Raw genomic sequence first — 26,647 nt, 5'->3', positions numbered from 1 at the left:
GCGGAAACCAGGGGCGGCGCCGGACCGCCCCCTGTGGCCGCGTCTTCTCAGGGTTTGCGGGCCACCGCGCCGTAGAGGGAGATCACCGCGTCCTCGTCGACGGTCTCGTCCACGGCCAGCTCGGGATGCCACCGCGTCAGCTGGACGACACCGGGCTCGACGAGCTCCAGCCCGTCGAAGAAGCGTGACACCTCGGCGTGCGTCCGCGGGACGAGGGTGACGCCGCCCGCGGAGTACATCTGCACGCCGAGCAGCACGGCGGCCGGGTCGAGGTCGGCCGTCAGCTGGGACAGGACGAGGTGGCTTCCCGGGGGCAGCGCCGCCACGAGCTGCTCCACCAGGTCGTACGGGCGGTCCTCGTCTCCGAGGAAGTGCGTCAGCGCGACCAGCGAGAGGGACACGGGCCGCGTGAAGTCGAGGGTCTTGCGCGCCTGTTCCAGGATGCGCTCCGGTTCGCGCACATCGGCCTGGATGTAGTCGGTGACGCCTTCGGGAGTGCTGCGCAGCAGGGCCTCGGCATGGGTGAGGACGATGGGGTCGTTGTCGGCGTAGACGACGCGGGACTCGGGGGCCGCGGCCTGGGCGATCTGGTGCAGGTTGGGCTCGGTCGGGATGCCGGTGCCGATGTCGAGGTACTGGCGGACGCCGGCCTCGCGCGCCATCCAGCGCGTGACGCGCTGCATGAACCAGCGGTTGGTCCGGGCGATGTGCCGGGCGGTGCCGTCGACGCCCATGATCTGCCGGCCGAGTTCCTCGTCGACCGGGTAGTTGTCCTTGCCGCCGAGGAACCAGTCGTACACCCGGGCCGGGTGCGGCCTGCTGGTGTCGATCCTGTCGGTCCGTGCGTCGGTGCTGTCGGTTCCGGACAACGATGCTCCCCCGGTCGGTCGAGGCCCGGCTCCCGCGGGCAGGTCGACCAGCGATCCTCCCAGCCGGTGCGGGGAGCGGCAACTACCCTCTGGCGGGCGGCAGTTCTGGGAGACCGATGGCCACAGGCGGTATGGACAGGAGGCGTCCGGCGCGGGTCAATGCCAACGGTCGCATGCGCCACGAACGCATCGGAGGTCACACGGAACATGAACAGATCATGGTCACGTTCGCCCCGGCCCCTTCTGCGCACGACGGTCGTCACCTCGCTGGCGACCGCGACGGTCCTGACGGCGACGGTGTTCACCGCTGCGCACGCCGTTCCCTCCTCTCCTTCGGCACCGCCCGCCTCCGCCTCCGCGCGCGGCACGACGCAGGTGGTCAGCTGGGCCGCGAGCGCCGACCGGCTCGGCAGGGCGGCGCAGGACCTCACGTACCGCCTCGTCGTCCGCACCAGCGCGGGTGGCAGTGCCCTGCGCATCCGTCTCTCCAACGCCTTCGGCGAGCAGCCGGTGGCCTTCGGCAGCGCGTGGGCCGGTCTGCGGGCGTCGGGCGCCGCCGTCGTCCCCGGCACCAACCGCGCGCTGACGTTCGGCGGCGGCCGTTCCGTGACGGTGCCGCCAGGAGGCACGGTCTACAGCGATCCGCTGCCCGGCACCGTACGTCCGGGGTCCGACCTCGCCGTCAGTCTGTACGTGCGGCAGGCGGCCGGGACCGCGACGGGACACCACATGGCACTCCAGACCTCCTCCGTCGCCCCGGCCGGCGACCACACGGCGGACGAATCGGCGACGCCGTACACCCGGACGGTGCGCTCCTGGTTCTACCTGGACGCCGTGGTCGTCGACGCCCGGCGGGGCGCCGGCGCGGTCGCGGCGCTCGGCGACTCCATCACGGACGGCGCCTCGTCCACCCCCGACACCAACCGCCGCTGGCCGGACTTCCTCGCCGCCCGCCTCCGGGACGACCCCACGACGCGGATCAAGGGCGTGGCCAACGAGGGCATCTCCGGCAACAAGGTGCTGAGCGACGGCTCGGGCGAGAGCGCCCTGAAGCGGCTGGAGCGCGATGTGCTGTCCCAGCGCGGCGTGCGGACGATGGTCCTGTTCGAAGGGGTCAACGACATCAAGGCGACTCCGGCCCCCACCGCCGGGGATCTGATCGCCGGCTACCGGCGGATCGTCGAGCGGGCGCACGCGGCGGGTGTCTGCGTGGTCGGGGCGACGGTCATGCCGTACGAGGGCTGGCGCGAGTGGACGGCGGGCGGCGAGGCCGTACGGCAGGAGGTGAACGCGTTCATCAGGGACGGCGGCCTGTTCGACGAGGTGGTCGACTTCGACGCGGCGATCAGGGACCCGGCCCGTCCGTCCCGGATGCTGTCCGCGTACGACGGCGGTGACCATCTGCACCCGAACGACGCGGGGATGCGCGTGACGGCCGAGACGGTGGACACGACCCAACTGCGCTGCACGCGCAGGTGAGAGCCGCCTCCGGCGAATCGTCGGGGGCGGCTGGCCGGGTCCGGTTCGCCACCGTCACCCCGTGTGTTCGGTGCCGGCTGCGATCGGGCCCGAGAGGTGTGCGGCAGTGCCGATAGGCTCTGGACGCACTGCCGCACCTCTGGAGTCCTGGAGCGTACGAGTCCGTGAATGAACCGATTGATCCCGCGAACCCGGTCGTCGAGCACTTCGGTGTCGACGGACTGCGCCGCTACTCGACCGCTGCTCTGGCCGGTGTCGTCCTCCCCGACGAGGACGCACGGGCCGAGCTCGCATCGACGGGTGTGCCGGTGATTGTCGGACCGTACTTCCGCGTGGCGTCCCGCGACGAGCTGTCATCTTTGCCCTCCCGCACGTAACGCATCGGCACGCCCGCCTTCCGGGTGTGCCGATGCTTGGTTGCGGGCGACGGCAAAGGGGTTTACGCGGCGGAGGAAATGCGGGCGGCGGACGTCGAGGGCTGGGCCCGCTCGATCGAGGCTGAACCATGCCTGCCGGTAGAGCGGATGAGGCGCCGCGCATGTCGCACTCGATCAGGCGCCCGGCCCCCGCCCCATTTCCTTCGGGTACGGCGAGATCGCCGAGGCCGTCGACAAGAGCCCGGCCGCGGTCCGCCAGATCGCCCACCGGGCACGGGCCCACGTCGCCGCGCGGGGTCGCTTCCGCTGCCGAGACTCGCCGCACCGTCGAGGCGTTCCAGCTGACGGTCGAAACGGGCGACCTGCAACGCCTGCTCGGCCCGGCCGCTGGATCCCGAAGCCGCCCGTCGCCCGGGGCTTCCAGTCGATCGGGTTCACCCCGGCCGCGTGCACCCTGACGAGGATCTCCGTCGGGCCCGGTACCGGCCGCGGAAGCCGGGCCCCCGTGAGGACCTCCGGGCGCCCACCGCCGCACCTTCCACGCCTCTGCCGCTCGGGCCTGACCTGGTCCTGGCCCCCGCCGCGCGTCCCGGACGACGCCTCCTCACTGGCTGAGCGTGCTCTTCAGCACCGCGGGCCCCCACCACGGCAGTGCCCACCGCGGGTCTGGAGACGGGTTACGGGGGCACACGAGCCGTAGGAGCCGGGACGGCCGAACGAGGGTTGACGGCCCGCTCCCGAAGTGCCGAGCCCTGCTCGGCGAACCGATCAGGAGGAAAACATGAACTTGCCCATGACCGGCGCCGCGGATGCCTCCGCCGCCCCCGCCTGGCTGCACGTGACCGTGATAGCGGTGGCCGTGCTAGTCCTCCTCCACAGCCTCGCCAAACACCGCGGTTGAGTTCCGGCTGCCCCCGCCGGAAGCCGCGAAAGGCACCCGGCAACGCCGTCCGTCTGTCAGCGGAAGGGCTGCGTCATGTTGCCCATGGACAACTTCACCGAACTGCTGGACCCCCCGGTCTACGTCGTGACGGCGACCGCAGACGGGCGACGTGCCGGCTGTCTGGTCGGGTTCGCCTCACAGTCGTCACTGAGTCCGGTGCGGTTCGTGGTGTGGCTCTCCAAGGTGAACCACACCTACCGCGTGGCGCGCCGGGCCCCGTTCCTGGGCGTGCATCTTCTCCGCAGCGACCAGTACGAGCTCGCGAGGTTGTTCGGCGGTGAGACCGGTGACCGGGTCGACAAGTTCGCTCGGGCACGCTGGGATCCGTGGGGTGAGGGCGTTCCGGTGCTCGGCGACGCCTGTGCCTGGTTCATCGGCCGGGTGGAGGAGCACGCCGACTGGGGGGACCATGTGGGGTTCTGCCTGACACCGGTGGACACGGCGGCCGAGCCCCTGCCGCGCGGCTCGCTTCTCACCTTGGGCGATGTCACCGATCTGCGCCCCGGCCACCCGGCGCCCTGACCGCCAGTGCCCTGGTGGGACCGCCGGGCCCGTCATCCCTCTTTGATCATGTCGGCGCACTTCTCGCCGATCACCATCGTGGTGATGCAGGGATTGACGGTGGTGAGGAACGGCATCACCGACGCGTCGGCGACCCGCAGACCGCGGACGCCCTTGACTCGCAGTCGGGCGTCGAGCGGGGAGTCGGGGTCGCTGTCGGCCCCCATACGCACCGTTCCCGCCGGGTGGTAGACCGTGTTGTGCGTCTCGCGGATGTAGGCGAAGAGCTCCTCGCCGCTGACGGCGGCGGCGCCGGGGGCGAGTTCCGTACCGGCCCATTCGGCCATGGGCGCCTGCGCGACGATCTCGCGGGCGAGCCGCAGGCCGTGGGTCATCACCCGGATGTCGTGCTCGTCCGTGAAGTACCGCGGGTCGACCTTCGGCTTGTCCCGGAAGTCGCGGGTGCGCAGCCGCACGGTGCCGAGGGAGCGGGCGCGGGTGACGTTCGGCGTCAGGCAGAAGGCGTTGTCGGACGTCGGGTAGCCGCGCCGGTAGGTGTTCAGGTCGAAGGGCACCGAGCCGTAGTGGAACATCAGGTCCGGCCGGTCCAGGCCCGGCTCGGTGTCGGCGAAGATCCCGATCTCCCACCACTGGGTGGAGGTGGTGACCATGGGCTGCTTCGCCTCCCACATGATCACGCCCTCGGGGTGGTCCTGGAGGTGGGACCCGACACCGGGGGCATCGACCCTGACGTCGACGCCCACCTCGCTCAGATGTCCGGCGGGCCCGATGCCCGACAGCATCAGCAGCTTCGGCGAGTCGATGGCCCCGCAGCAGAGGATCGCCTCGCGCCGGACGGCGACCGCCCCGGTGTGCACAGTGTCGGGCAGCAGGAACTCGACACCGGAGCAGCGGCCGTCCTCGGCGAACAGCAGCCGCCTGGCCTGCAGCCCGGTCATGACCTCCAGATTGGGCCGCTTGCCCATGATCGGGTGCAGGTACGACACGGAGGCCGAGGAACGGGTGCCGTCCTCACGGGCGTTGATCTGGAACCAGTGGGCGCCCCGGACGACCGTGGTGCCGGTGTTGAACGGTGTGGTCGGGATCCCGGCCGCTGCGCACGCCTCCAGCAGCGCCCTGCCGCAGGGGTCCTTCGGGGGCACCGTTCGCAGCCGCACCGGTCCGGAGCGGCCGTGGTGGTCTCCCGGGGCGTCGTTGGCCTCCAGCCGTCGGTAGAGCGGGTAGCAGTCGGACGCGCTCCAGCCGGTGCAGCCCAGCGCGGCCCACTCGTCGAGGTCCTCCGCAGGCGCCCAGAAGGCGATGCAGGAGTTGTGGGACGAGCAGCCTCCCAGCACTTTCGCGCGGGCGTGGCGCATGAAGCTGTTGCCGTTCTCCTGGGGCTCGACGAGGTAGTCCCAGTCGTAGCCGGACTCCAGGAGTGCCATCCAGCGGTCGAGCCTGAGGATGTTGTCGTCGCCGACGTCCGAGGGACCCGCCTCCACCACGCAGACGGTGACGTCAGGGTCCTCCGTGAGCCGCGCCGCGACGACGGCCCCGGCGGTGCCGCCGCCGACGACGACGTAGTCGAAGACGGGCGTCGGTGTCTGTGCGGGCATGGTCTCTCCCATCGCGCGGGCCGGCGGTGCCGGGGTCAGGGGGCGGCGTCGGCCCGGTGCTCCGCCAGTACGCCCGTACGGTGCCGCTGCACGAACCAGTAGTAGGCGAAGCCCCCGACGGCCACGATGCCGATGAACACGAACGCCCCCCAGCGCAGGTACCAGTGCTGCGGGCCCGTCGCGTTGTAGACCTCGGCCCTCGGCCAGGCCAGGTTCAGCGACATCGCGGCCCCCCACAGCACGGCCAGGATGTTGACCGGCAGGCCCAGCCGGCCGAGCGAGAAGCGGCCCTCCTGCGGCCGCCACGTGCCACGAAGCCGCTGGACGAGCATCGGCACGGTCACCATCAGGTACGCCACGTAGATCATGGTGATCGCGATACTGGTGATCACCGAGAAGATCTGCGGCTGGTTGATGTTGATGACCAGGATGATCACGCCCACCGTGCCGATCAGCACCGCGGGAATCACCGGGGTCTGGAACCGCGGGCTGACCTTCGCGAGCACCGAACCGGCCGGCAGGTTGTTGTCCCTGGCCATCGCGAACATCAGCCGGATACCGGCGGCGTGGACGGCCAGTACGCACACCGTGATGGCGACGACGACGCACCACAGGAAGATCTCGCCGAGCGTCGAGCCGAGCGTCTCGAGCACCACGTACTGCAGTCCGCCGGTGGACAGCTCCTTGGCGTGCAGATCGGGCACGGCCATCAGGGCGAACAGCAGGATGAACCCGCCGATCAGGAAAGACGCGATCAGCGCCCGCAGGATCGCCCGCGGGGCGTTGTGCCCAGGATCGTGGGACTCCTCGCCGAGCGAGGAGGCGGTGTCGAAGCCGTACATCACGTACGCCGACGCCAGGGACGCGGTGAGGAACGCACCGAAGTAGCCGAGGCTCCCGCCGCTGCCCAGGCCGTACGTCTCGGTGAGCACGCTGCTCGGGCCGCGGGTGATGTGGGCCGCGAGGAAGACGACCAGGGCGACGGCCGCGATCAACTCGATGAACACACCCGCCGAGTTGATCCGGGCCATCAGCTGTACGCCGAACGCGTTGACCAGCGTCGAGAACAGGATCAGCACCGTCCCCAGCAGGACCGCGTTGGCAGCGGCGTCACCCGGCTTGCTGCCGTCGCCGACGAACTGGAACCAGTCGTCGATCTGCGGCAGCGTGATCTGGTAGGCGAGCGCGACGGCCGACAGGGTCACCATGGTGGCCGTCATCATCATCCAGCCGCCGAGCCAGCCCACGTGCGGGCCGCCCATCTTCTTCGCCCAGTTGTAGACCGAGCCGGCGACCGGGTAGCGGGCCGCCAGCTCGCAGAAACAGAGCGCCACCATCAGCTGGCCGGCGAACACCATGGGCCAGGACCACCAGTAGGCCGGCCCGCCGAAGCTGACACCGAAGTAGAACAGCTGGAACGTGCCGGTGAGGATCGAGATGTAGCTGATGCCGGCGGCGAACGTGTGAAAGTTGCCGAGTGTGCGCTTCAGTTCCGGCCGGTATCCCAGTTCGGCGAGCGAGTCGTCGCCGTGCACCGTTTCGCGTCCGTCGGGGCCCTCCGCCCTGGTCGTCACGCGAACCACCTCTGCGGAGCGGGCGACAGCCGGCGCCAGACGTGTTTGGCCTCCTGGTACTCCGCCAGCCCGGCAGGCGCCAGTTCGCGGCCGAAGCCGGACTGCTTCATGCCGCCCCACTCGGCCTGCGGGACGTAAGGGTGGAAGTCGTTGATCCACACGGTGCCGGCCCGGACGCGCGAAGCGACCCGGTGCCCGCGGCCGGTGTCGTCGGTCCACACCGCGCCCGCCAGCCCGTAGACGGTGCTGTTGGCCAGCACCACGGCCTCGTCCTCGTCGTGGAACCGCTCGACGGTCAGTACCGGACCGAAGGACTCGTCGCGGACGACGGACATCCCGGCGTCGCATTCGTCCAGGACGGTCGGCAGGTAGTAGAAGCCGTCCTTCAGCTCGGCCTGCTCAGGTCGCTTCCCACCACAGCGCAGCACGGCTCCCTCGGCCAGCCCCGCGGCCACGTAAGCCTCGATCTTGTCGCGGTGGGCGGCGGAGATCAGCGGCCCGGTGCGGGCGTTCTCGTCGAAGGGGCCACCGAGCGGGATGCGCTGGGCCTGTTCGACGATCGCGTCGACGAACGGGTCGTGCAGTTCGTCCTGGACGAGCAGCCGGGCGCCGGCCGAGCAGACCTGGCCGGAGTGCAGGAAGACTGCCATCAGGGCGTGGTCCACCGCGGCTGCGAAGTCCGCGTCGGCGAAGACGATGTTGGGGTTCTTGCCACCGAGTTCCAGGGCCACCTTCTTCACCGTCGGGGCGGCCGCCGCCATGATGCGCCGACCGGTCACCAGGCCGCCGGTGAAGGAGACGAGATCGACCCGCGGGTCCTCGGTGAGCGGAGCTCCCGCGGCGGGACCGGCGCCGAGCAGCAGGTTGGCGGTCCCCTCGGGCAGACCGGCCTCGGTGAGCAGCCGCATCAGCATGACAGCGGTGTGCGGAGTCAGTTCGCTGGGTTTCAGCACGAACGTGTTCCCGGCGCCCAGGGCGGGGGCCACCTTCCACGCGGTCTGCAGCAGTGGGTAGTTCCACGGCGTGATCAGCGCGCACACACCCACCGGCTCGTGCACAACTCTGCTGTCGACACCCGGATCCCCCGTGTCGACGACACGGTCGCCGCCGCCCGCCGCGACCAGGTTGCCGAAGTAGCGGAAGCAGTTGGCGATGTCGTCCATGTCGTAGGCGCTCTCGACGAGCCGCTTGCCCGTGTCGAGAGACTCCGCCCGGGCGAAGGCGTCCTTGTCGCGCTCCAGCAGCTCGGCCGTGCGCAGGAGCAGGGCCCCGCGCTCGGCGGCCGGGATGCGGGGCCAAGGGCCGGCGTCGAAGGCCTCGCGTGCCGCAGCGATCGCCGCGGCAGCGTCCTTCGGCCCCGCCTCGTCGACCGTCGCAACGAGCGACCCGTCGGCCGGGCAGCGGATCTCCCGCGTTCCTCCCTCCGCAGCGGCCGTCCAGACACCACCGATGAAGAGCTCCGGCATGGCGACCTCCAGGGGTCGGACGTCCGGTAAGTCAATTACTGACGGTAGCGGGATTGGTCTGATGGCGCAGCTCGGCGGACATGTGTGCCTGCCACCTGAGGCTACGGGTGGTTCTTTCGCCGCCACGGCTCGGATGCCGGCATCCGGGGCGTGCCGGCTGACGACCGTCAATCCTCCCAGGTCGTTCTCTGGCCCGCCGCCAATCGCTCGACATGCTGTACCGCGCATTCGACCGGGTCGCGTACGGGCTCGGCGGAGACAACTGTCAGTCGGAATGGCAGCCCCCTTCCCTCACCACGAGCTCGAAGGCTGCAGGTTCCTCGGCCTGGTCTGCAGGATGGGCGCACGATCGCCGCCTACCGCACCCTGAACGTGCCCGCGGGCGTGAGCTCAAGAAGACGGTCGTCGATCGCCTCGGCTCGGACGGACCCTGGCCAAGCGGGCCGCCGACGTCCTGGCCTACTTCGACCGCCCCGGCACCAGCAACGGCCCACCGAGGCGATCAACTGCAGGCGCGAGTACCTGCGCGGCTCCGCGCTCGGCTTCCGGAACCTCACCAACTACATCGCCCGATCACTACTCGAAGCCGGCGGCTTCAGGCCGCGGCTACACCCTGGATCGTGAAGAGACGTAGTACGACTCCGACGACGGTCCGGCCTACGCGATCCGTATGACGATGACACCGGTGAACTGGAACGGGGACCTGCTCTTGATTCCCATCTCGGAAGATCTCAGGACGAAGCGGCAGGACTGATCCGCCCTCCTCTCCACGGCCGGAAGGAATCACGTGCACGCCGGCGAGACGGTGGGGAGCGGCGGAGAGTTCTTCGACGGTGATGCCGCGGCCCGGCACGTGGGTGGTGAACAGTGGGGTGAACGCGGTGAAAGGGTGCGAGGGGTGGTCGGCGAGGTGGGCGAGCATCGCGGCGATCCAGCGGTGGTAGCCGATGGTGCGCATGTGGGGCCGTGGACGCGGAGCCGGTCGACCATGCCGTGCAGGGTTCCCGGGCGGGGCGAGGCGGTGGCCCTTCTCGCCGCGATCAGCACCGAGCACTACGCGCGGATCGAGCAGGGCCGTCTCCAGGCGTCTGGTCCCCTCCTGAAGGAGATCCCCCAGGTGCTCCGCCTGAACGAGGACCAGCGAACCTACCTCTTCGAGCTCGCGGCGAAGGAGAGAGTTCGCCCGTCCACGTCAGGCGCTCGCCAGCAGGTGGATACACAGTTGCAGGGCATGCTGGACGATCTCACCGCCGCTTCGGGGCGATTTCCGCCCAAACCGTCTTTCCGGACGGCGGATACGGCAGTACACCCCAGCCGTCGGTCAGCGCATCCACGATCACCAACCCACGGCCGCCCTCGTCGGCGACGAGGGATGCGGCAGGGAGCCGGTCACCCCTCGGGTCGGAGACCTCGATGCGCAAGCGGGAGTCGGATAGCAGCATCAGGCCCAGGCGGAAGCCCCGGCCGGCCAGACGCCCGTGCACGACCGCGTTCGTGGCGAGTTCGGCGACGACGACCTCTGCGGCTTCCGCACGCTCGCCGTCGCGTGGCCATCCCCACTGCACGATCTGCTCAATGGTGAGCAGCCGGGCGAGGCGGGCGCCGCGCCGTGTAGCGCTGAGCAGTTGGGTGAACTGCCGTGCGGACGTGCCTGGTTGCTGGGGCATGTTGGTCTGTACGGATTCGCTCTTCACACCATTCAGCGTGAAGACACGCCACCGCGCTGACCAGCAACGACGGGGGTACGCACCTGGTGCGTAGAGGTCCCGGCTGCCGCCCCTACCGGCGTGCACGGTCGGCCGGGCCGTGGACTGCACACGTTGGGGTGCCGCATCCGCGATTCCGCCTGCTCGTGGGCTGCAGGGTCGTAACCTGCGGATGTGGGCCGGTACAAGGTGAGTGGCGTACCGGCTCGGTGTGGTGGTGGCTGCGGGGTTCGGTCGGGAGACGGGGCGGTACGGCATGGAGCTCACGGGACCGGCCGACGACAACGACGAGACAGAAGACGCGGCAGACCTCTTCCGCGTCGTCGGCCGCCAGGTGCGGCTGCTGCGGGAACGGGCGGGGTGACGCAACGGGAGCTGGGCGAACGGCTCGGTTACAGCGAGGAGCTGATCCGCTCGCTGGAGCGCGGCCGCAGGACACCGCAGGCAGAGTTCCTGGACGCGGCGGACGAGTTGCTGGGTGCCGGCGGGCTGCTGCGGGCGGCGAAGGAGGACGGGCGCGAGCGAAGGCTCGGGCGCGGGTGAAGCATCCGGCGTGGTTCAGGAGCTACGCCAAGTTGGAGGCCGAAGCCGTCGAGCAGCACGACTACAGCTTCCTCCTCACTCAGTGGACCTCCGCCGCTGACGACCTTCACCGTCGAAGAGTCCGTCCTCCGGCGGCCTATCGGTGGAGAAGACGTGCATGCATCGAGGTCGCCGTCACCGAGCGCGCCATGCTTGTACGCGACTCGAAGGACGTCACGCTCCCCCACCTCAGCGTGAGCCACACCGGCTGGGCGGATTTCGTGCGGTACGCCATCGAAGGCTGAGCACCCTGCCTGAATCCGCACGAAGGGCGTCACCGCAGCCGCCCCGCACGATGGCTGCGGTGACGCCGAACTACTCGTTCGCCGGTATCTTCCGCCCGGCGGTGGAGCAGCTCAGAAGTCGTGGCGGTTGGCCTCGATGACCTTGCATTCGAGCTTCTTCGCACCCTCGAGCTTGTCGGAGGACACCAGGACGCCCGCATCCTCGTCCTTGAAGGTCTGGCCGGGGGCCAGGTTCTCCGCGGTCGACAGGAAGTCGCTGATCTTCTTGCCGTCGGCGAGGACCTCGCCCTCGAGGACGTACGAGTACCGGCGGTCACCGTTGTTGGTGTAGTCGATGTGCAGCGCGAGCTCCTTGCTGCCCCATTCCGAGTTGGTGACATCGCACTTGGAGAGGCGGAAGTCCTTCAGGACCGGGTTCTCATCCGTGCCCTCGCCGGTCTTGGCGTTGCCGTCGTCGTCAACCTTCGCCGAGTCGTACGACTTGTCGAGCTCGTTCTGCGTCTCCTTGACGGCCTCGTCGACCGCGGACACGAACACGGCGTTCATGACGAAGAACATCACCACCGAGACGAGCGAGGTGACCAGGGCGGTGATCGACGCTCCCTTGCCCTTTCCGACCTTCCCGGACTTGGCCAGACCGATGGCACCGAAGATGAGGCCGAGGATCGCGAGCGGCCACACGATCACGTTGACCAGAGGGATGAAGCTGAAGATCACCGCGATGATGCCGAGCACCAGGCCGGCCGTGGCCAGGCCGTTGCTCCTGGCCGGCTGACCGCCGTCGACAACTGGTCCGGTCGGCTGAACGTAAGACATGGAAGATCCCCCCACGGGATGTGATGTATGAACCCCGGCGCACAGCCGGGTCGATCAACAGGTAGTTGACGTGCGCACGACCTGGCCGTTTGACCAGCCGCGAATGCACGAGCCCCCACCCTCTGACCAGACGACGAGGAACCCCACCCCATCGCAAGCCCAGAAAGCAAAGCATGACATGAAAACATCGTCAATTATCTGACATGTTCGGCGCACAGCCTATCGTTACGGTTGGTATCGGCAGGCGCTGGGCAACACGGACGCCTCGTGATCTCGCTCTGATGCGGTCTCAACTCCATGGTGGACGACCCGCGTCTGCTGGACCGCGGGGGCATCACGACGGTGGACGCCTTCGCCGGCCGTGTCGTGACCGAGCCGCCGGGTGCGGTGGCCCGACGGCCGCTGATGTACAACGAGGAGGAGAGTCGCTGAGGGAAGGCCGCCGCGGCGACAGGGACGGCGCAAGCGCGGGACAGCTTGCACGTCTCGTGGACGGGGCAGCCGAGTCCGTTCCTCGTGGAGGCGGGCGTGTCGGTTGAACTGACGCGCTCAGGGGCGCCGGGGTCGCGAGCAACGCCAGGCCGGCCCGGCTCAGGCCCCGTACATCCAGCTGTCGTACGGCGCGTTGTCGACCACCTCGTAGAGGCCGAACGCGCCGGGGAAGAGCACAAGCGCGAGCACGCCGAGCCGGAAGAGCGCCGGTCCTATGACGGTGACGGCCTCCGTCTGGCCGGTGATGGTTCGCCAGTCGCGCCACCGTCTGACATCGCCCCCGCAGACGGCCCAGAAGAAGCCCCCGAACACGATGCACACCCCGGAGCCGACCATCGAGAATCCCGCCACGACGGCCAGGAACGTCTCGCGATCGTGGTGGTCGGCGACGAACAGTGACACGACGGCCAGCAGGACCACGGCGGCGATCCCTTGCACGGCTCCGCGTACGACCACGTCCTTGAAGCGCAGTCGCGGCAGTCGTACGCCGTCCTCGTCGGTCGTCGGCGCGGGGGCGGGCTCCGGTCCGGGTCGCAGGGTGCGCGTCATGCGGGCACGCTACCCGGCGCTGTTCGCAGGGCGATGCGGGGGCCCTGGTCGCGCACGTCTTCACCGTCGTCCCCAGGCCGGGGCCCTGTGTCGGACCCTCCCGTTAGAGTCGTTCCCAGGCCGCCCGCTACCTCGCGGGCAGACCCACCTCTGGTGGGGAGGCGCGCTTGCCTCCCCGAGTTCGATCCACACCACTTGCAAGGAACTCCGCGTGAACGACTCCTCGACGTCCTTCCAACTCCTCCCCGGCGCCCCCGACTCGCCCGTCATCCTGCACGTCCCGCACTCCTCCCGCGCCATACCCGCCGACGTCCGCGCCGGCATCGTGCTGGACGATGCGGCGCTGGAGCTGGAGCTGGACCACATCACCGACTCGCACACCGCGGAGATCGCCGCCGCGGCGGTCGCAGCTGCCGGTGTCGCTCCCTGGCGGTTTGTCAACCAGCTGTCCCGGCTGGTGATCGACCCCGAGCGCTTCCCCGACGAGCGGGAGGAGATGCTCGCCGTCGGGATGGGCGCGGTGTACACGCGGACCACGCACCGCGAGGCGCTGCGGCCCGAGGAGTACGACGGCAGCGATTTGGTCCGGCAGTACTTCGAGCCGTACGCCGCCGCCATGACCGCGGCCGTCGACGCACGGCTCGCCGCCGCCGGGCGCGCCGTGGTCATCGATGTGCACTCGTACCCGACCGAGCCTCTGCCGTACGAGCTGCACGGCGACGGGCCCCGGCCGCCGATCTGCCTCGGGACGGACCCGGTCCACACGCCGACCGGGCTCCTGGACGCGGCGCGTCGCACGGCGTTCGCCGGATTCGGCGGGACCGGGACGGACAGTCCGTTCGCCGGGACGTACGTGCCGCTGAAGCACTACGGGCGGGACGAGCGTGTCAGCGCGCTGATGATCGAGATCCGGCGGGACGTGTACATGGAGGAACCCGGCGGCGCGGCAGGGCCCGGTCTGGAGGCGCTCGGTCATGCCCTGGCCGGCCTTGTGGAGGCCGTCGGCTCGTTGGGCTGACCGGCCTCTTCCCTCTCTGCCGCGCCCCGGTTCTCAGGCGCGTGTGTTCACGCTGACCGGCCACGAACCCGTGGGCGGCGTCCAGCCCTGGAGGGTGGCCGGGATGCCGACGCGTGTGTTGCAGTTGATGACCTGGAAGTGCAGGTGCGCTCCGTTGGCCGCTCCCGTGGCGCCGGACCAGCCGATGATCCGGCCCTGCGGGACCCAGTCGCCCGTGTTGTAGATGGCCCGGTTGAGGTGCGCGTAGTGCGTGCACTGACCGTTCGAGTGGCGGATGATGACCTCGATGCCGTTCTGCCAGTACTGCGACCAGTTGGAGACGAGGACCGTGCCGCCCTGCGCGGCGGAGACCTCGTAGTTCGCCGGGAGCCCGAAGTCCCAGGCGTATTCGTTGTACGGGCCGGTGTGCGAGTACGTGCCCTCCGGCCCTTGGGTCACCCTGTAGGACTCGCCCGACGGGTAGGGCAGTTCGTAGTAGTAGTCGACGGCTGCGGCGGGAGGGGCTCCCACCAGGCCGATGCCCGCGACCGCTGCCACCCAACTCGCCGTGGCGGCGATCCTGCGCAGGACCGTGTTGACATGGCGCATCGTGTACCCCCGTTGTCGTGAACGACCTGACCAGGCTTGGTTTCCCTGTCAACTAGCCAGTAAAACAAGGCAGTTGAGGAAAACACGAGTCCGTCTCGGCGTCCTGCGACCCACCCTTCCCCGGCCGGAGGTCCGGTCTGGCAGCATTCCGCTACGTATCGGCGGAGAACGAAGGAGCAGCCGGATGAACGGTGGCGCGCAGTCCGTGGAACGGCCCGAGCGTGCCTTTCCCACTCCCAACGGGCTCGTCGGCGTCGGTGTCGTCGTGCTCGACGCTCGGCGCGCGGACCTGTGGGAGCACCACGACGGCGTTGCCGCTCCGGCCCTTCACGGGAGGGTGCTGCTCGGGCTCGGGCACAACGGCGTATGGGAACTGCCGGGCGGCAAGGTCGATCCCGGGGAGAGGTTCGAGGACGCCGCGGTCCGCGAGCTGGCAGAGGAGACCGGGCTGCGGGCGGACGCCGACGGCGTCCGGATCGGCGCCGTTCTCGTGGACGGCACGCGCGGGGTCACCCGGGTCACCGCCGCGGCGCTGGTCGCAGCGGCCTCGGGCACGGCCGAGGTGCGTGAACCGGAGAAGATCGCAGGCTGGGAGTGGTGGCCGCTGGACGCCCTGCCGGAGCCGCTGTTCGCTCCGTCGGCCGCCGTGCTCGACAGCTGGCGGCCGTCCCCGGGCCTGCGGGATGAGGCGTTTCACGGCTATTCCGTCGACAGAGACCGGCCCGGCGACTGATCGCCCTCGGCACCACCCTCCTGGCGTGGCCTGGACGCAGGGTGACGCGCGACGGCCGGGCCGGGAGCGTGCAGGCCCCCTTGAGCCCTTGGCCCCTGCGCGCGGCACCGCGCACGGCGAGAGGGGCACTGTCAGTGGCGTGCGCTTTGATGGCCGTATGACCGTTCACGACGTTGCCGCCGCCCTCCCCGACATTGCCGCCCTGCGCAGGCTGTGCCGGGCCGTCGCCGTGGCCGAGGCCGTGCTCAATCCCGGTGACTACCGCACCTACTCCTTCGACGCGGACTGGTCGGAGACGGAGGAGGTCTTCTCGATGCGCAACGGCGGCGGCGACGAGTTCGACGTCGTCTTCTCCCCGGCGGGGGCGTACATACGCGGCTTCGACCACGAGTCGCCGATGAGTCCCTATGACGGTGACCTGCCGTGGCCGGGTGTCGTCGACGACGTGCCCGAGGTCTTCCGGTCCTGTGTCGAGGAGCCGGCGTTCTCCGACGGGGACATGCCCCTGGTGACCGCGTGCCTGTGGCGCGAGACGGGCGACGACCGGTGGCACACGGGCCCGGTCGAGTATCCCGAGGGTGAGGCTGATCCGGACGGTTCCGGCTGGCTGTTCGAACTCCTGGTGGATCCCACGCCGGAGGCCTTCCAGTCGTTCGCCGAGGACTATGACGAGCAGCCCGTCGACATCAAGGCGGTGCGCCACATATACGAGGGGCGCCCGTTGACCGAGGACATCGTGGCGCGGCTCAACCCGCAGGCGTCGTTCACCGGCGTCGCGGCGGAGGTCGCCGCGACGGGCTACCCCGGCCGGTGACTTCCGCGTTCGACGTCGCCGCCGCGCTGCGCGGCGGTGTGGCGGGGCGCGAACATGCCTGGCGGTTCGTGCGGGACTTCGCCGCCGCGTGGACCGGTCAGCCGATGCGTGACGGCGACGGCAGCCCCGAGGACGAACTGGCCGCCGCCGAGGGTGGCTTGGAGCTTGTGTTGCCGCGAGCCCTGCGCGAGGGATACGCGCTGCTCGGGCGGCGGTCCGACCTGACGACCGGGCAGGATCCGCTCATGTCCCCGAGCGGGCTGTACGTGGACGACGGCTACGACGGCGGCGTGCTCGTCTTCCGCCGCGAGAACCAGGACTGCGCGTCGTGGGGCATCCCGATGGACCGGATCGCGGACGACGACCCTCCGGTGGTCGTGGAGTCGGCCGACGGGTGGATTCCCTACCTGGACCGGATGTCCACCGCGGTGGAGCTGGTCCTCACCGAGACGCTCCTGGCGTCGGCTCACCGGTACGACGCGTGCGAGCTGCCGGACGACCTGCTGCCCGTGCTGGAGGCGGAGTACCGGCGCGTCGACCTGCCCGACCACCCGCTGTGGACGGGCGCCGACGAGTCACCCCTGCGCTGGTACGCCGCCCCGGGCCGCGTGCTCCGGCGCGACGGGCTCGCGAACCACTCCTGGGTCCACGCCGGCGGGCAGACCGCCGCGCACCTCGACCTCATCCGTGCGCAGTTGCCCGGGCCCTGGGTCTGCTGAGCGTCGTCGGCCGGCAGACGTTCAGACGTTCCGCCACTCCCCCTGCGCCCAGCCGGGCCCAGGATGAAGGCGGCCTCGTGCTCGTTGACCACCAAGGGGTCGCAGGACGGGTTCAGGACGAGTCGGTGGCGGCGGCAGTGAACGGGCCACACCTCGGCGACGGTCTCCAGCGGGATCTCCAGCTGGAGCGAGACATCGTGACGAGGGCGCTCAGGTGAGCGCGGCGCCCCGGGGGCTCGCCCAGGCCGCTACGCCCGGGCGGCGGACGGAGCGGCGGCCCGGCCCGGCCGTCCCGACCGGCGGAGGAGCGAGCTGTGGACGCACCAGCCCAGGGCCGCACCCACGGCGTACCAGACGAGGTCGGGCGCGTTGAAGGTGGAGCCGAGGACGAGGCGGGCGACGACGCTGTGCCGGGACAGCTCCGCGGGAACGCCGGTGAGCTGCAGGCCCTCGACCGCACAGCTGAACACCAGCGCCGCGCCGGCGGCGAGGACCGGCCGCGAAAGGGGCGCCACGAACAGGACGAGGGTGAGGATCAGGACGGTGTACAGCGCGTCCCCCGCGTACTTGGCGACGCCGCCGTGTGCGAAGGCCCTGACTCCGAGTCCCGCCGCGACCGTGAGGGCCGCCGCCGCGACCGCGACCAGTCGGATGCGCCCCGGCCCACCGAGTCCCTGAAAGCTCATGCCGATCACCCTACGGGCGTCCTGAACATCCTTCACGGCTGCTGCCCCGAGCGCGGTTCGTGACGGAAGAAGCGGACCCGACGCACCCTGCGCACGCCCGGAAGACGCCGAGGGGCCGACGTCGAATCCCACTGTCAGTGGCCCCCGATACATTCGATCTCGTTCCGCCGAGGTGGCGTGAACGCCCCCTTTCGCATGCATGGGAGATGGTGCGTTGTCGGTCTGGGAGAAGTCGAGTACGGCGCGGACGGTGCCGGCCGCGCGGCCGCGGAAGCTCTCCAAGGTGCCGTTCGTGGAGCTGGCCGACGGGCGGTTGCAGGGGGTGGTGTCCAGCGGGTCCGACATCGGGCGGGTGTACGTGTCGTCGGTCGAGTCGACGACGTACGCGTTCGCATGCAGCACCAACAACAACCGCCCCTGCGGCGGGGCGCGCGGCTGGTTCTGCAACCACATACGCGCGCTCATCGCTGAGGCCGTGCTCCAGTACGGCGTCGAGCGCGTCGCCCGGTACCTGAAGGTCGAGGTCTCCGGCGAGGCGGCCGATGCGGACTCCGTCACCGACGCCATGACCGCCACCCGCCCCGCGCAGGACGGCAGTTCGGCGGCGGCGCAGGTGTTCAGCCGGTTCTTGCGGCACCTGGCGTATCTCGAACTGGCGCCGACCACCGCTCCGCTGCCAGAGATGCAGTGGTTCCCGACGACGAGGGCGGTGGCCTGATGCGTGCCGATCTGCTGACCGACGCCGTCGACGGGCTCGACGAGGCCCTCGCGGCCGTGGACGCATTCGACGAGGTGCTGGTCGCCGGTCTGCTGCGTCCGCAGCCCGCGCAGGCGGGTGGGCTGTTCGCGCTGGCCGATGCCGTCGCCGGAACGCCGCTGGCCTCGCGGGTCGCCGAGGCGGCCGAGAAGGCGGCTGCGGGGGCCGCGGGCGAGGATCACTTCGTCGCGCTCGCCGCCGCCCGCACCGCCCTGCTCGGCTCCGTGCACGACGCGCTTGCCGACCGCGCCGAGGAGGCCACCGGGCGGCCCCGGGCCGAGGAGAGCGCGGAGGGGGCCGGAGCCTCGGGCGACGGTGAGGAGCACGCGGTCAATCTGCGTGCTGCCGCCCGTAGTTGGCTGTGTGACCTGGCGCGGGCCGGCTGGCGGGGCATCGACCACGAACTGGTCGCCGGGGCCGCGCCCGTGGTCTCCGCGATGCTGCCCGACCCGGCGCTGCGCCGCCTCGCCGCACTGCTCGACGGCTTCGCCGCCGAACTGGCTGCCTCCTGCCCGGGAGCGGCCCTGGAGCGTGTGCCGGAGCGTCGCTGGGCGGACCTGTGGTCGCGTGCCATGCTGCTGACGCTGTCCGGGGCCGCCTTGGTCCCCGCCATGGGCGAGGCGACGGGTCGGCTGCTGCCGCTCGGCATCGACGTGCAGGAGCACGCCACCGCCGTACAGGCCCAGGTTCACGCGGTGTTCGAGCCGGCGGACGGCTCTGCGCCCCGGCTCGTGCGGGCCTCGGTGTCCGCGCCGAAGCCCGACACGGTCGTCGGTGCGGGCCTGTGGCAGTTGCTGCGGCCGCGCATGTCCCTGCTGACCGCCGTCGGTGAGGGCCGCGCCATGGACGTCGAGGCGATGCCCGTCACCGCCGAGGGCGACCTGATATGGGACGACGCCCACGCCCGCATGGGCGAGCCCGCGGAGATGTTCACGACCGCCCGGGTGGCGCTGCCCGCCGCGACCGCGTTCCCGATCTCGCCGCTCGACCGGCACCCGGCCCGGATCGCCGTGCCCGTCCTGCTGGAGGGGTACGCGGTGGAGGAGGGCGACGGCACGGTCTCCTTCCAGGTCGCCGGGCAGCGTATCCCCGTCGACACCGACCGCGTCCCGGCCGCCGGTCCGCTCACCCCGGAGGCCGTCGCCGCGTCCGCCGCGTGCATCGGGCTGCTGCGGTGGGACGCGGGGGAGTTCCTTCTCCAGCCGCTCGCCGTGGAGCGGACGGTGCGGAAGAAGGCCGTCGCCGTGCACGCCGGGGCCTGGGCCGGCGGTACGACCGACAAAGCCGGTGTGCGGGCCGAGAAGGCCGCCACCGACGCCGTCAAGGTGCTGCGCGAGCGTGCCGGAAAGCTGCTGCGGAAATGACCGGGCAGAGCGCAGGGCAGGCCCCCGCACCCGATCCGTACGACAACCGGCGCCAGGTGCTGTACTGGCGTCTGCTGGCCCGTCTCTTCGACCACGAGGAGCAGGCGGCCCTCGAGTCGGCGAGTCTCGCCGTGGTCGAGGACATCGGCCTGCCGTCCGCGCTGCTCGACCCGGGCGCGTCCGTCGACTCCGTCGTGCAGCGGCACCCGGAGCTGGCTGCCGAGTTCGACGGGCTGATGGCTCCCGAGCCGGAGGAGGACGATGCACGCGACCGGGCCGCAGAGGTGCGCCGCGCGGCGCTCGCGTCGAAGGTGCTGCTGAACGTCTTCGCCTCCGCCCCCGGTACCGTCACCGCCGAGCAACTGGCCCGCTGGCAGTCCGACGCCGGCTGGCTGGAGCGGGCGCTGGGCTGCCGGCCCGGCGAACTGCGGGGCGGTCGCGGCGGCGTGGGCCGTACGAGCCCCGCGGGGGCCGGCGGGGGCGTCGGTCCGACCGGTACCGGCGGTGGCGGCCATACGCCTGACCTCAGCCGTCTGATCCCCGCGATCGGCCCGGAACTCGGCTCCATCGAGGCCGGTCTCGTCAAGCGCATGCACCTGCGCGAGGTGCTGGCCGACCCTCAGCTGGCCGCCCGGCTGACCCCGAGCATGTCCCTGATCGAGCAGTTGCTCCGCGACAAGAACAATCTCTCCGGGGTGGCCCTGGCCAACGCCAAGGCGCTGATCCGCCGTTACGTCGACGAGGTCACCGAAGTGCTGCGCACCCAGGTGGAGAAGGCCACGGTCGGTGAGATCGACCGATCCGTCCCGCCCAAGCGCGTCTTCCGCAACCTCGACCTGGACCGCACCATCTGGAAGAACCTCACCAACTGGGACCCGGAGGAGGAGCGGCTCTACGTGGACCGCCTCTACTACCGGCACACCAGCCGCAAGACGACGCCCCAGCGGCTGATCGTCGTCGTGGACCAGTCGGGCTCCATGGTCGACTCGATGGTCAACTGCACCATCCTGGCGTCCATATTCGCCGGTCTGCCGAAGGTGGACGTCCACCTGATCGCCTACGACACACAGGCGCTGGACCTCACGCCCTGGGCACACGACCCGTTCGAGACGCTGCTGCGCACCAAGCTGGGCGGCGGCACGGACGGCACCGTCGCCATGGCGCTCGCCCAGCCGAAGATCGCCGAACCGCGCAACACCGTCGTGGTGTGGATCTCCGACTTCTACGAGTGGCGCCACGCCGAGCTGTTCGAGTCCATGGCCGCCGTCCACCGCTCGGGGGCGAAGTTCATCCCGGTGGGCTCGGTGACCAGCTCCGGCCGCGGCAGCGTCAACCCGTGGTTCCGGGAGCGGTTCAAGGACCTCGGCACGCCGGTGATCTCCGGCCACATCAAGAAGCTCGTGCACGAGCTCAAGACGTTTCTCACCTGATCAGCGGACGTACGTCTCCCTGCACGTCCTCACACACGTCTCTTCGTGATCACCGTACGGAAAGGCTTTCCCTTCATGTCCGACCTGCTGCGCGCCCCTGCCGAGATCAAGTACGCCGAGGAACTCGACTGGCTGGAGTCGATCGACGACAACCCGAAGCCGTTCTCGTGGCGTCTGTCCCCCAAGATGGTCCGCCTGTTCATTCTCGGCTCAGAGCGCTCCGACGGCCTGGACCGGGAGATCTCGCAGAAGTGGTTCGGCGACCGCAGTTTCGTCGAGCGCTCGATCGTCACCCTCGCCTCGGACCGCGGGCTGCTGCTCATCGGCGACCCCGGCACCGGCAAGAGCTGGCTGGCCGAGCTGCTGTCCGCCGCGATCTGCCGCAACTCCACGCTGGTGGTGCAGGGTACGGCCGGCACCACCGAGGACCACATCAAGTACTCGTGGAACGTGTCCATGGTCATCGCCAAGGGCCAGTCGCGGGAGTCGATGATCCCCTCGCCGATCATGACCGCGATGGAGGCCGGTGCCATCGGCCGGTTCGAGGAGCTGACCCGCTCCACCAGCGACGTCCAGGACGCGTTGATCTCCATCCTCTCCGAGAAGTACATCTCCGTTCCCGAACTGGAGAGCGGCGGCAGCGACAACATCGTCTTCGCCAAGCCCGGTTTCTCGATCATCGCCACGGCCAACAGCCGCGACCGGGGCGTCAACGACCTGTCCTCCGCGCTCAAGCGCCGCTTCAACTTCGTCCGCATCCCGGTCGTGACGAACAGGAAGAGCGAGGCGGAGATCGTCCGCTTCCGCACCGAGGAACTGCTGCGCCGCCACGCGATCGACCTGGACGTGCCGCCGACCCTGCTCGACGTCCTGCTGCAGAGCTTCGCCGACCTGCGGGCGTCCGCCGCCGCGGCCGGCAGCGACGACGAGAAGCTGGAGTCCGCGCTGTCGACGGCCGAGCAGATCGGCGTGCTGGAGGACGCCGTCCTGCACAGCAACTTCTTCGGCGAGCGCACCCTCACCGCCCGTGCCCTCGCCTCCTCGCTCGTCGGCTCCCTCACCCGCCGCGAGCCGGAGGACCTGGCCATCCTCAACAAGTACCTGCACGGCGTCGTCGAGCCGCGCAGCAAGGAGGAGGGCGGCTCCTGGCCGGAGTTCCTGGAGGGCGGCCGCGACGCGATCGCCACGCTGTCATGAGCGGTCCCGAAGAGAACAGCACGTTCGCCGCGCTGCGCGGACAACTGCAGGACGCCGCAGCTACGTTCGCGGGCGGGCCCGACGCCCTGGAGAGCATCCTCCTCGGCATGGTCGACGACGTCGACCGCGCGGTGGGCGAGCCGCTGGAGATCTTCCCCGTCTGCCACCACTCCCCCGCTTCGGCGCTCGCCATGGCCCGCCGCCTGCGGGAGAAGCAGCCCAAGGTCGTCTATCTGGAGCTGTGCGAGGACCTGGCGCCGCTCCTGACCGAGCTGCGCAACTGCCGGCTGCCGGTGGCGCTGCAGGCGTTCGCCGGCGACGTCGACGGCTTCCCCGCCGAATGGGCCCCGCTGTCGGTCGTCGCGCCGATCACCGAGGCGTCCGCCGAGTACCAGGCCATCTCGTACGCCCTCGACACCCCGGGCGTCGAACTGGTCCTGGTCGACCGGTCCTCGGACCACGTCTTCCAGTGGGACACCCGCGGCGAGCGCACGCCCGAGCCCGCGGCCGAGGGCGGGCAGAGCACCGACGCCCCTTCAGCGGAGGCGGAGGCCGCGCTGCACGGCGAGGCGGTCGGCGTCGAGATCGGCGACCTGCGGCCGCGGTTCGCCGAACTGGAGGAGCATCTGCTGCGCCACGGCAAGGTGCGGCACTGGTCGGAGTGGTGGCACCAGTACGTCGAGGTGCCGCTCGGGAGCAGCGATCACGACACCTACCGCCAGGTCATGCTCCTCATCGGCAGCCTGTTCCGACGGCTCGCCCCCGGCGACGAGGCCCGGGTCCGGGTCGACGAGGACCGCGAGCGGTACATGTGGACACGGATGCGCGAGCACCTGGCGGCGACGGGCACCGATCCGGCGGACTGCCTGTACGTGTGCGGCGCGTTCCACGCGGCCAGCCGCGTGGAGGAGTTCGGCGTGCAGGGCAGCACCGGTACGTTCACGATCTCCCCGCGTACCGCCACCACGTGGCAGTACGGGCTGATCCCGTCCAGCCACGCGGCGATCGAGGCGCAGTTCGGCCTCGCCGCGGGCTCGGTGTCGATCGCCGCGACGGAGTGGACGAAGGGGCTGAAGCGCACCCGTGTGCAGCCGTACCGGCTGGCAGGCCAGGCCGGCGCCAAGAAGTCCTCGGCGAAGAAGACCACCGGGCGGAAGACCGCGGCCCCGGCGGTCGTCGTCCCGGCGCCCGAATCCGCGTCCGAGGACCGGCTGACCGGCTTCCTGCGCCGACCGCCCGTGCTCGACGGCCTGGACGAGGCCGAGCTGCTCGGCTGGTCCGTGGACATCGTGCGCGCGGCCCGGCGCAACGGCTATCTCGCCTCCACCGCCGACGCCATCGCGGTCTTCGAGACCTCGATCCTGCTGGCCGGCATGCGGGACCGTGCCAAGCCGACGCCGTACGACTTCCAGGACGCCGCGGTCACCTGCATCGAGAAGGACCGCGTCCCGGGGCGGCGGGACGTGCGGCGCCTGGTCGAGATCATGATGGGCGGCGACCGGATCGGCCAGGTGGGCTACGAGTCGCTGCCGCCGCTCGCACGCGATGTGTACGACCGGCTCGCGCCGCTGGAACTGAAGCTCGAGCAGCGGGGCGTGCGACGGGCACTGCTGGACATGGCCTCCCGACCGGAACTGCGGGCGTGCTCCGACGTTCTGTGGATGCTACGGCGCCTGATGCCGCACGGTGCGGCACGGCCGATCATGGGCGAGCGGCGGCTCGGCGAGCGATCGATCCAGGAGTCGTGGGACCTGGCGCTCGGCACCCATCAGCGGGCGCTCATCGAGCTGGGCTACGAGGGCGTCAGCCTCGAGCAGGTCATGGAGCAGCGGCTGCGGCGCGACGCGTACGGGCCGCAGGCGACCACGGCGACGGTGCTGGCGGCGGTGGAGGACGCGACCCTCTACCTGGGCAGCCGCCGCCTCTCCGACGAGCTCGGCACCCACGCGCTGAAGGTCCTCGCCGCCGAGCGCAGCGTGGACGGCGCGCCGGAGGTGCTGCGCCGGGTGCGTGCGCTGCTGGCGTACTACCGCACCAGCGAGCCGGTGCTGCCCGCGTGGATCGAGTCCTTCGTCAAGACCGGTTACGCCCACTACTGCACGCTGCTGCCGACGGCGTTCCGGGACGAGGACGCGACGGTGGGACAGGTCGCGGCGATGCTCGGCTTCCTGTTCAGCATGGAGAGCCTCGCGCTGTCGCTGGGCTGCGACCGGGCGCAGTTGGAGCTGGCGGTCGCCCAGTCGCACCCCGACGACCCGTCGAAGACGGCGCTGCTGTGGGCGGCGCAGGTGCAACTGGGCACCCTGTCCCGGGCCGAGTTGCGGGCCCGCTGCGACGAGTTGCTGGACAACCCGCTGGTGGTGCCCTCCTACCCGCGCTACCTCAGCGGCTTCGTGCACGCGCTGGGGCCCGTGCCGGGGCTGGCGGACGTGGTCGTGGAGGCGGTGTCGAACGCGTTCGGGCGGTTGCCGGACGCGGTGCTGCTGCCGTGGCTGCCGCTTCTGATCACCACACTGCGGTCCGACGCGGCGGAGCTTGCCCCGCTGCTGGTCCGCGAGGCCGGGCGGATCTTCCCGGGCCGGCTCGCGGCGCTGGACGCATGGGTGCCGCCGTGGCGGGCGCAGCAGCCGGCCCCGCTCTCCGCCCGCCGGACGCAATCCGGGGAGCACGGCCCCCAGGGTGCCGCGCTGCTCACGGCGCATCCGGCGACATGCGACGCGGTGGCCGATCTGCTGGGCTGCACGCAGGGCTGGGCGCAGCCCGAGGCCCTGACCGCGCCGGGTGCGGCGTTGCTCTCCGCACATCCGCGGACGTGCGACGCGGTGGCGGACCTGCTCGGCTGCGACGGCGAGTGGACGGCGGCCGGTCCGTCCCCGTCGGGCACCGCGCTGACGACTCGGCATCCTGCGACGGCCGGGGCGCTGGAGTCGCTGCTCGCCGGCACGTGAGGGCCGACGGCCGGGATCCGGTCCGCCCGGGCCCCGGCCGCCGACCGGGCAGCGCCTCGCGCACGGGTGCGCGCCCTCACCGCGCGAGGCGAAGGAGCCGTGTCCACGGCCGGCCCCGCGACGTCGTGGATCCTGACCACGGCTCAGGTGTAGGGGACGTCGATCGGGCCCCCTCGGCGCAGCCGGTACGGGCGTCCATGCTCCGGAAGGAGCCGGACGAGGTGCGGCACAGCACCCGGTCGTCGCCGACCCAGCCGACGATGCCGACACACCCGCTGAGCAGAGCGGCGGCACGGGCCGATCTGGCGGTGAGCGGTCCCGAGGAGTTCAGGGTGTTGAAGACGTTCCCGAAGACCTTCGGCGCGGTCGCCGTGAGGCGGTGACCGCCCGGTGCGAGGCGGACCATGTTCGCCTGGACGGCGTGCGGGGGCTTCCCCGAGACAGTGAGGGGGAGGTCGTGGCCGGTCGCCCGGCCCTCGTCCGACAGGCGGTGGTCCCCCTCGGCGGACCGGGAGCCGATCCTGTGCTCGCCGGCGGCGGTCGTGTGCGTGAACCACACGCTGCGCCCGCCGGGCGACATCACGGCGTTCTGCTCGTCGTCGCCCGTCGCGTCGCTCAGGCGCACGAAGTCGTCCTGGTCGGCACCGTTCTCCACGAGGCCGGCGTGGGTGGCCTTGCCTCCGGGATCCCGGAGCACCACCGCCATGCGCGTGAACGCCAGGTCGAACAGGGCACGGATCCGGGAGCCATGTACTCCAGGTCGTCCACGCCGTAGGGGGAGGTGTTGTCCGTGGTCTGCCTTCAGAGGTCCACGAGTGGGCTGTTGACCGCCTCGACCCGGGTAGTTGCTGAACGCGGCGTCGGTCGGAGTGGGGAAGTTCCGCTCCTCGCGCAGTTCCCACCGCTCGGGATCCCACGCCTGCACCGAGACGGCGGCGTACCGTGCGCCCATGCTGCAACTCGCGGTGACGACGGTGCCTCGCGGGTGAACGGGCTGTCCGGGAGGACATATCCGCGGTTGCCCCGGTAGGGCGCCGAGGGTCCCAGGGCCGGCTTCTCCTCCTCCGGCTGCGAGCTGCATGCCTGGGCGCACAGGACGGCCAGGACGACGAAGACCACGACCCGCTCGACAACCGGACACGGCGCCCGTACATGACCCGGCCGTGCACGGCGCCGAC

26 protein-coding genes and 4 pseudogenes are annotated in these 26,647 nt (G+C 70.8%); 17 read left to right on the top strand and 13 right to left on the bottom strand.

Annotated features, from left to right (window positions below):
• Positions 1-47: 47 nt before the first annotated feature.
• Positions 48-869, bottom strand: a complete 822-nt coding sequence (locus ACWD0A_RS10290; RefSeq protein WP_451296512.1) for an SAM-dependent methyltransferase — start codon at positions 867-869, stop codon at positions 48-50.
• A 207-nt stretch (positions 870-1,076) separates the two neighbouring features.
• Between ACWD0A_RS10290 and ACWD0A_RS10285 the strand changes: the two genes are divergently transcribed.
• The 3 genes and pseudogenes from ACWD0A_RS10285 to ACWD0A_RS10275 all read left to right on the top strand — a co-directional run.
• Positions 1,077-2,348: an SGNH/GDSL hydrolase family protein gene (locus ACWD0A_RS10285; RefSeq protein ID WP_451296510.1), complete on the top strand. Its 1,272-nt coding sequence runs from the start codon at positions 1,077-1,079 to the stop codon at positions 2,346-2,348.
• Positions 2,349-2,512: 164 nt separating this feature from the next.
• Positions 2,513-2,725, top strand: coding sequence for a hypothetical protein (locus ACWD0A_RS10280; RefSeq protein ID WP_451296508.1), 213 nt, complete (start codon positions 2,513-2,515; stop codon positions 2,723-2,725).
• Positions 2,726-2,930: 205 nt separating this feature from the next.
• A pseudogene (locus ACWD0A_RS10275) lies at positions 2,931-3,102 on the top strand (RNA polymerase subunit sigma-24); the annotation flags it as partial.
• Between the two features lie 16 nt (positions 3,103-3,118).
• Here ACWD0A_RS10275 and ACWD0A_RS10270 read toward each other — a convergent pair.
• A pseudogene (locus ACWD0A_RS10270) lies at positions 3,119-3,267 on the bottom strand (NADP-dependent oxidoreductase); the annotation flags it as partial.
• 434 nt (positions 3,268-3,701) lie between these two features.
• Here ACWD0A_RS10270 and ACWD0A_RS10265 point away from each other — a divergent pair.
• Positions 3,702-4,190 carry a flavin reductase family protein gene (locus tag ACWD0A_RS10265; protein ID WP_451296506.1) on the top strand — a complete coding sequence of 163 codons (489 nt, stop codon included), beginning with the start codon at positions 3,702-3,704 and terminating at the stop codon, positions 4,188-4,190.
• A gap of 32 nt (positions 4,191-4,222) precedes the next feature.
• Here ACWD0A_RS10265 and ACWD0A_RS10260 read toward each other — a convergent pair whose 3' ends face one another.
• From ACWD0A_RS10260 to ACWD0A_RS10250, 3 genes are read right to left on the bottom strand one after another with little or no spacing between them, the layout of a single operon-like run.
• Positions 4,223-5,785, bottom strand: a complete 1,563-nt coding sequence (locus ACWD0A_RS10260; protein ID WP_451296504.1) for a GMC family oxidoreductase — start codon at positions 5,783-5,785, stop codon at positions 4,223-4,225.
• Between the two features lie 35 nt (positions 5,786-5,820).
• A complete protein-coding gene (locus tag ACWD0A_RS10255; protein WP_451296502.1) occupies positions 5,821-7,368 on the bottom strand; it encodes an APC family permease in 1,548 nt (515 codons plus the stop codon).
• Positions 7,356-8,825 carry an aldehyde dehydrogenase family protein gene (locus ACWD0A_RS10250; protein WP_451296500.1) on the bottom strand — a complete coding sequence of 490 codons (1,470 nt, stop codon included), beginning with the start codon at positions 8,823-8,825 and terminating at the stop codon, positions 7,356-7,358. Before ACWD0A_RS10250 ends, ACWD0A_RS10255 begins: the two co-directional genes overlap by 13 nt.
• A 415-nt stretch (positions 8,826-9,240) precedes the next feature.
• Here ACWD0A_RS10250 and ACWD0A_RS10245 point away from each other — a divergent pair.
• Positions 9,241-9,449: pseudogene (locus ACWD0A_RS10245) on the top strand (transposase); the annotation flags it as partial.
• On the opposite strand, the gene ACWD0A_RS10240 reads toward ACWD0A_RS10245, so the two are convergent.
• The gene (locus ACWD0A_RS10240) at positions 9,421-9,783 is read right to left on the bottom strand and encodes a hypothetical protein (RefSeq protein ID WP_451296498.1); all 363 of its coding nucleotides are present in this window, start codon (positions 9,781-9,783) and stop codon (positions 9,421-9,423) included. The pseudogene ACWD0A_RS10245 and the gene ACWD0A_RS10240 overlap by 29 nt on opposite strands.
• Before the next feature lie 286 nt (positions 9,784-10,069).
• Entirely contained in the window at positions 10,070-10,492 is a 423-nt protein-coding gene (locus tag ACWD0A_RS10235; protein WP_451296793.1) for an ATP-binding protein, read from the bottom strand.
• 213 nt (positions 10,493-10,705) lie between these two features.
• On the opposite strand from ACWD0A_RS10235, the gene ACWD0A_RS10230 reads away from it, so the two are divergent.
• Both ACWD0A_RS10230 and ACWD0A_RS10225 read left to right on the top strand, forming a co-directional pair.
• Complete coding sequence (locus ACWD0A_RS10230; protein WP_451296496.1) at positions 10,706-11,074, top strand: helix-turn-helix domain-containing protein; 369 nt, start codon at positions 10,706-10,708, stop codon at positions 11,072-11,074.
• The gene (locus ACWD0A_RS10225; RefSeq protein WP_451296494.1) at positions 11,071-11,358 is read left to right on the top strand and encodes a DUF397 domain-containing protein; all 288 of its coding nucleotides are present in this window, start codon (positions 11,071-11,073) and stop codon (positions 11,356-11,358) included. The genes ACWD0A_RS10230 and ACWD0A_RS10225 overlap by 4 nt, the downstream gene beginning before the upstream one ends.
• A gap of 111 nt (positions 11,359-11,469) precedes the next feature.
• Here ACWD0A_RS10225 and ACWD0A_RS10220 read toward each other — a convergent pair whose 3' ends face one another.
• Positions 11,470-12,174 carry a DUF4190 domain-containing protein gene (locus ACWD0A_RS10220; protein ID WP_451296492.1) on the bottom strand — a complete coding sequence of 235 codons (705 nt, stop codon included), beginning with the start codon at positions 12,172-12,174 and terminating at the stop codon, positions 11,470-11,472.
• 297 nt (positions 12,175-12,471) lie between these two features.
• On the opposite strand from ACWD0A_RS10220, the gene ACWD0A_RS10215 reads away from it, so the two are divergent.
• Positions 12,472-12,606: a hypothetical protein gene (locus ACWD0A_RS10215; protein WP_451296490.1), complete on the top strand. Its 135-nt coding sequence runs from the start codon at positions 12,472-12,474 to the stop codon at positions 12,604-12,606.
• Positions 12,607-12,765: 159 nt separating this feature from the next.
• Here ACWD0A_RS10215 and ACWD0A_RS10210 read toward each other — a convergent pair whose 3' ends face one another.
• Entirely contained in the window at positions 12,766-13,215 is a 450-nt protein-coding gene (locus ACWD0A_RS10210) for a DUF6336 family protein (protein ID WP_451296488.1), read from the bottom strand.
• Positions 13,216-13,426: 211 nt separating this feature from the next.
• Here ACWD0A_RS10210 and ACWD0A_RS10205 point away from each other — a divergent pair, with 211 nt between their 5' ends.
• Positions 13,427-14,233 (top strand): N-formylglutamate amidohydrolase, encoded by an 807-nt coding sequence (locus ACWD0A_RS10205; RefSeq protein ID WP_451296486.1) that lies wholly within the window; start codon positions 13,427-13,429, stop codon positions 14,231-14,233.
• A gap of 33 nt (positions 14,234-14,266) precedes the next feature.
• Here the strand turns inward: ACWD0A_RS10205 and ACWD0A_RS10200 are convergent, their stop codons facing one another.
• Entirely contained in the window at positions 14,267-14,821 is a 555-nt protein-coding gene (locus tag ACWD0A_RS10200) for a M23 family metallopeptidase (RefSeq protein WP_451296484.1), read from the bottom strand.
• 184 nt (positions 14,822-15,005) lie between these two features.
• On the opposite strand from ACWD0A_RS10200, the gene ACWD0A_RS10195 reads away from it, so the two are divergent.
• From ACWD0A_RS10195 to ACWD0A_RS10185, 3 genes are all read left to right on the top strand, one after another.
• Positions 15,006-15,554: a nucleotide triphosphate diphosphatase NUDT15 gene (locus ACWD0A_RS10195; protein WP_451296482.1), complete on the top strand. Its 549-nt coding sequence runs from the start codon at positions 15,006-15,008 to the stop codon at positions 15,552-15,554.
• Positions 15,555-15,711: 157 nt separating this feature from the next.
• A complete protein-coding gene (locus tag ACWD0A_RS10190) occupies positions 15,712-16,368 on the top strand; it encodes a hypothetical protein (protein WP_451296480.1) in 657 nt (218 codons plus the stop codon).
• Complete coding sequence (locus ACWD0A_RS10185) at positions 16,365-17,087, top strand: SMI1/KNR4 family protein (protein ID WP_451296478.1); 723 nt, start codon at positions 16,365-16,367, stop codon at positions 17,085-17,087. The genes ACWD0A_RS10190 and ACWD0A_RS10185 overlap by 4 nt, the downstream gene beginning before the upstream one ends.
• Before the next feature lie 32 nt (positions 17,088-17,119).
• On the opposite strand, the pseudogene ACWD0A_RS10180 reads toward ACWD0A_RS10185, so the two are convergent.
• A pseudogene (locus ACWD0A_RS10180) lies at positions 17,120-17,281 on the bottom strand (ribokinase); the annotation flags it as partial.
• A gap of 54 nt (positions 17,282-17,335) precedes the next feature.
• The gene (locus ACWD0A_RS10175; protein ID WP_451296476.1) at positions 17,336-17,773 is read right to left on the bottom strand and encodes a ribosomal maturation YjgA family protein; all 438 of its coding nucleotides are present in this window, start codon (positions 17,771-17,773) and stop codon (positions 17,336-17,338) included.
• Positions 17,774-17,972: 199 nt separating this feature from the next.
• Here ACWD0A_RS10175 and ACWD0A_RS10170 point away from each other — a divergent pair, with 199 nt between their 5' ends.
• The 5 genes from ACWD0A_RS10170 (at position 17,973) to ACWD0A_RS10150 (ending at position 25,469) form a co-directional block, all read left to right on the top strand.
• On the top strand, positions 17,973-18,491 hold the full coding sequence (locus tag ACWD0A_RS10170) for a hypothetical protein (RefSeq protein WP_451296474.1): 519 nt from the start codon (positions 17,973-17,975) through the stop codon (positions 18,489-18,491).
• On the top strand, positions 18,461-19,894 hold the full coding sequence (locus ACWD0A_RS10165; RefSeq protein WP_451296472.1) for a hypothetical protein: 1,434 nt from the start codon (positions 18,461-18,463) through the stop codon (positions 19,892-19,894). Before ACWD0A_RS10170 ends, ACWD0A_RS10165 begins: the two co-directional genes overlap by 31 nt.
• On the top strand, positions 19,891-21,324 hold the full coding sequence (locus ACWD0A_RS10160; protein ID WP_451296470.1) for a VWA domain-containing protein: 1,434 nt from the start codon (positions 19,891-19,893) through the stop codon (positions 21,322-21,324). Before ACWD0A_RS10165 ends, ACWD0A_RS10160 begins: the two co-directional genes overlap by 4 nt.
• Positions 21,325-21,399: 75 nt before the next feature.
• Complete coding sequence (locus tag ACWD0A_RS10155; RefSeq protein WP_451296468.1) at positions 21,400-22,521, top strand: ATP-binding protein; 1,122 nt, start codon at positions 21,400-21,402, stop codon at positions 22,519-22,521.
• Positions 22,518-25,469 carry a hypothetical protein gene (locus tag ACWD0A_RS10150; protein WP_451296466.1) on the top strand — a complete coding sequence of 984 codons (2,952 nt, stop codon included), beginning with the start codon at positions 22,518-22,520 and terminating at the stop codon, positions 25,467-25,469. The genes ACWD0A_RS10155 and ACWD0A_RS10150 overlap by 4 nt, the downstream gene beginning before the upstream one ends.
• Positions 25,470-25,545: 76 nt before the next feature.
• Here ACWD0A_RS10150 and ACWD0A_RS10145 read toward each other — a convergent pair whose 3' ends face one another.
• Positions 25,546-26,175 (bottom strand): hypothetical protein, encoded by a 630-nt coding sequence (locus ACWD0A_RS10145; protein ID WP_451296464.1) that lies wholly within the window; start codon positions 26,173-26,175, stop codon positions 25,546-25,548.
• Positions 26,176-26,647 lie beyond the last annotated feature (472 nt).

It is taken from the genome of Streptomyces sp. NPDC002867, from assembly GCF_053591895.1.
Note: the sequence above shows the minus strand (reverse complement) of the source record. Positions and strands in the feature narration are given on the sequence as shown.

Coding starts and splice junctions, on each gene's coding strand:
- ACWD0A_RS10285 (WP_451296510.1), top strand. CDS start 1,077: ATGAACAGATCATGGTCACGTTCGCCCCGGCCCCTTCTGCGCACGACG.
- ACWD0A_RS10265 (WP_451296506.1), top strand. CDS start 3,702: ATGTTGCCCATGGACAACTTCACCGAACTGCTGGACCCCCCGGTCTAC.
- ACWD0A_RS10260 (WP_451296504.1), bottom strand. CDS start 5,785: ATGCCCGCACAGACACCGACGCCCGTCTTCGACTACGTCGTCGTCGGC.
- ACWD0A_RS10250 (WP_451296500.1), bottom strand. CDS start 8,825: ATGCCGGAGCTCTTCATCGGTGGTGTCTGGACGGCCGCTGCGGAGGGA.
- ACWD0A_RS10240 (WP_451296498.1), bottom strand. CDS start 9,783: ATGCGCACCATCGGCTACCACCGCTGGATCGCCGCGATGCTCGCCCAC.
- ACWD0A_RS10235 (WP_451296793.1), bottom strand. CDS start 10,492: ATGCCCCAGCAACCAGGCACGTCCGCACGGCAGTTCACCCAACTGCTC.
- ACWD0A_RS10220 (WP_451296492.1), bottom strand. CDS start 12,174: ATGTCTTACGTTCAGCCGACCGGACCAGTTGTCGACGGCGGTCAGCCG.
- ACWD0A_RS10215 (WP_451296490.1), top strand. CDS start 12,472: ATGGTGGACGACCCGCGTCTGCTGGACCGCGGGGGCATCACGACGGTG.
- ACWD0A_RS10210 (WP_451296488.1), bottom strand. CDS start 13,215: ATGACGCGCACCCTGCGACCCGGACCGGAGCCCGCCCCCGCGCCGACG.
- ACWD0A_RS10200 (WP_451296484.1), bottom strand. CDS start 14,821: ATGCGCCATGTCAACACGGTCCTGCGCAGGATCGCCGCCACGGCGAGT.
- ACWD0A_RS10195 (WP_451296482.1), top strand. CDS start 15,006: ATGAACGGTGGCGCGCAGTCCGTGGAACGGCCCGAGCGTGCCTTTCCC.
- ACWD0A_RS10190 (WP_451296480.1), top strand. CDS start 15,712: ATGACCGTTCACGACGTTGCCGCCGCCCTCCCCGACATTGCCGCCCTG.
- ACWD0A_RS10175 (WP_451296476.1), bottom strand. CDS start 17,773: ATGAGCTTTCAGGGACTCGGTGGGCCGGGGCGCATCCGACTGGTCGCG.
- ACWD0A_RS10170 (WP_451296474.1), top strand. CDS start 17,973: ATGGGAGATGGTGCGTTGTCGGTCTGGGAGAAGTCGAGTACGGCGCGG.
- ACWD0A_RS10160 (WP_451296470.1), top strand. CDS start 19,891: ATGACCGGGCAGAGCGCAGGGCAGGCCCCCGCACCCGATCCGTACGAC.
- ACWD0A_RS10155 (WP_451296468.1), top strand. CDS start 21,400: ATGTCCGACCTGCTGCGCGCCCCTGCCGAGATCAAGTACGCCGAGGAA.
- ACWD0A_RS10150 (WP_451296466.1), top strand. CDS start 22,518: ATGAGCGGTCCCGAAGAGAACAGCACGTTCGCCGCGCTGCGCGGACAA.
- ACWD0A_RS10145 (WP_451296464.1), bottom strand. CDS start 26,175: ATGGCGGTGGTGCTCCGGGATCCCGGAGGCAAGGCCACCCACGCCGGC.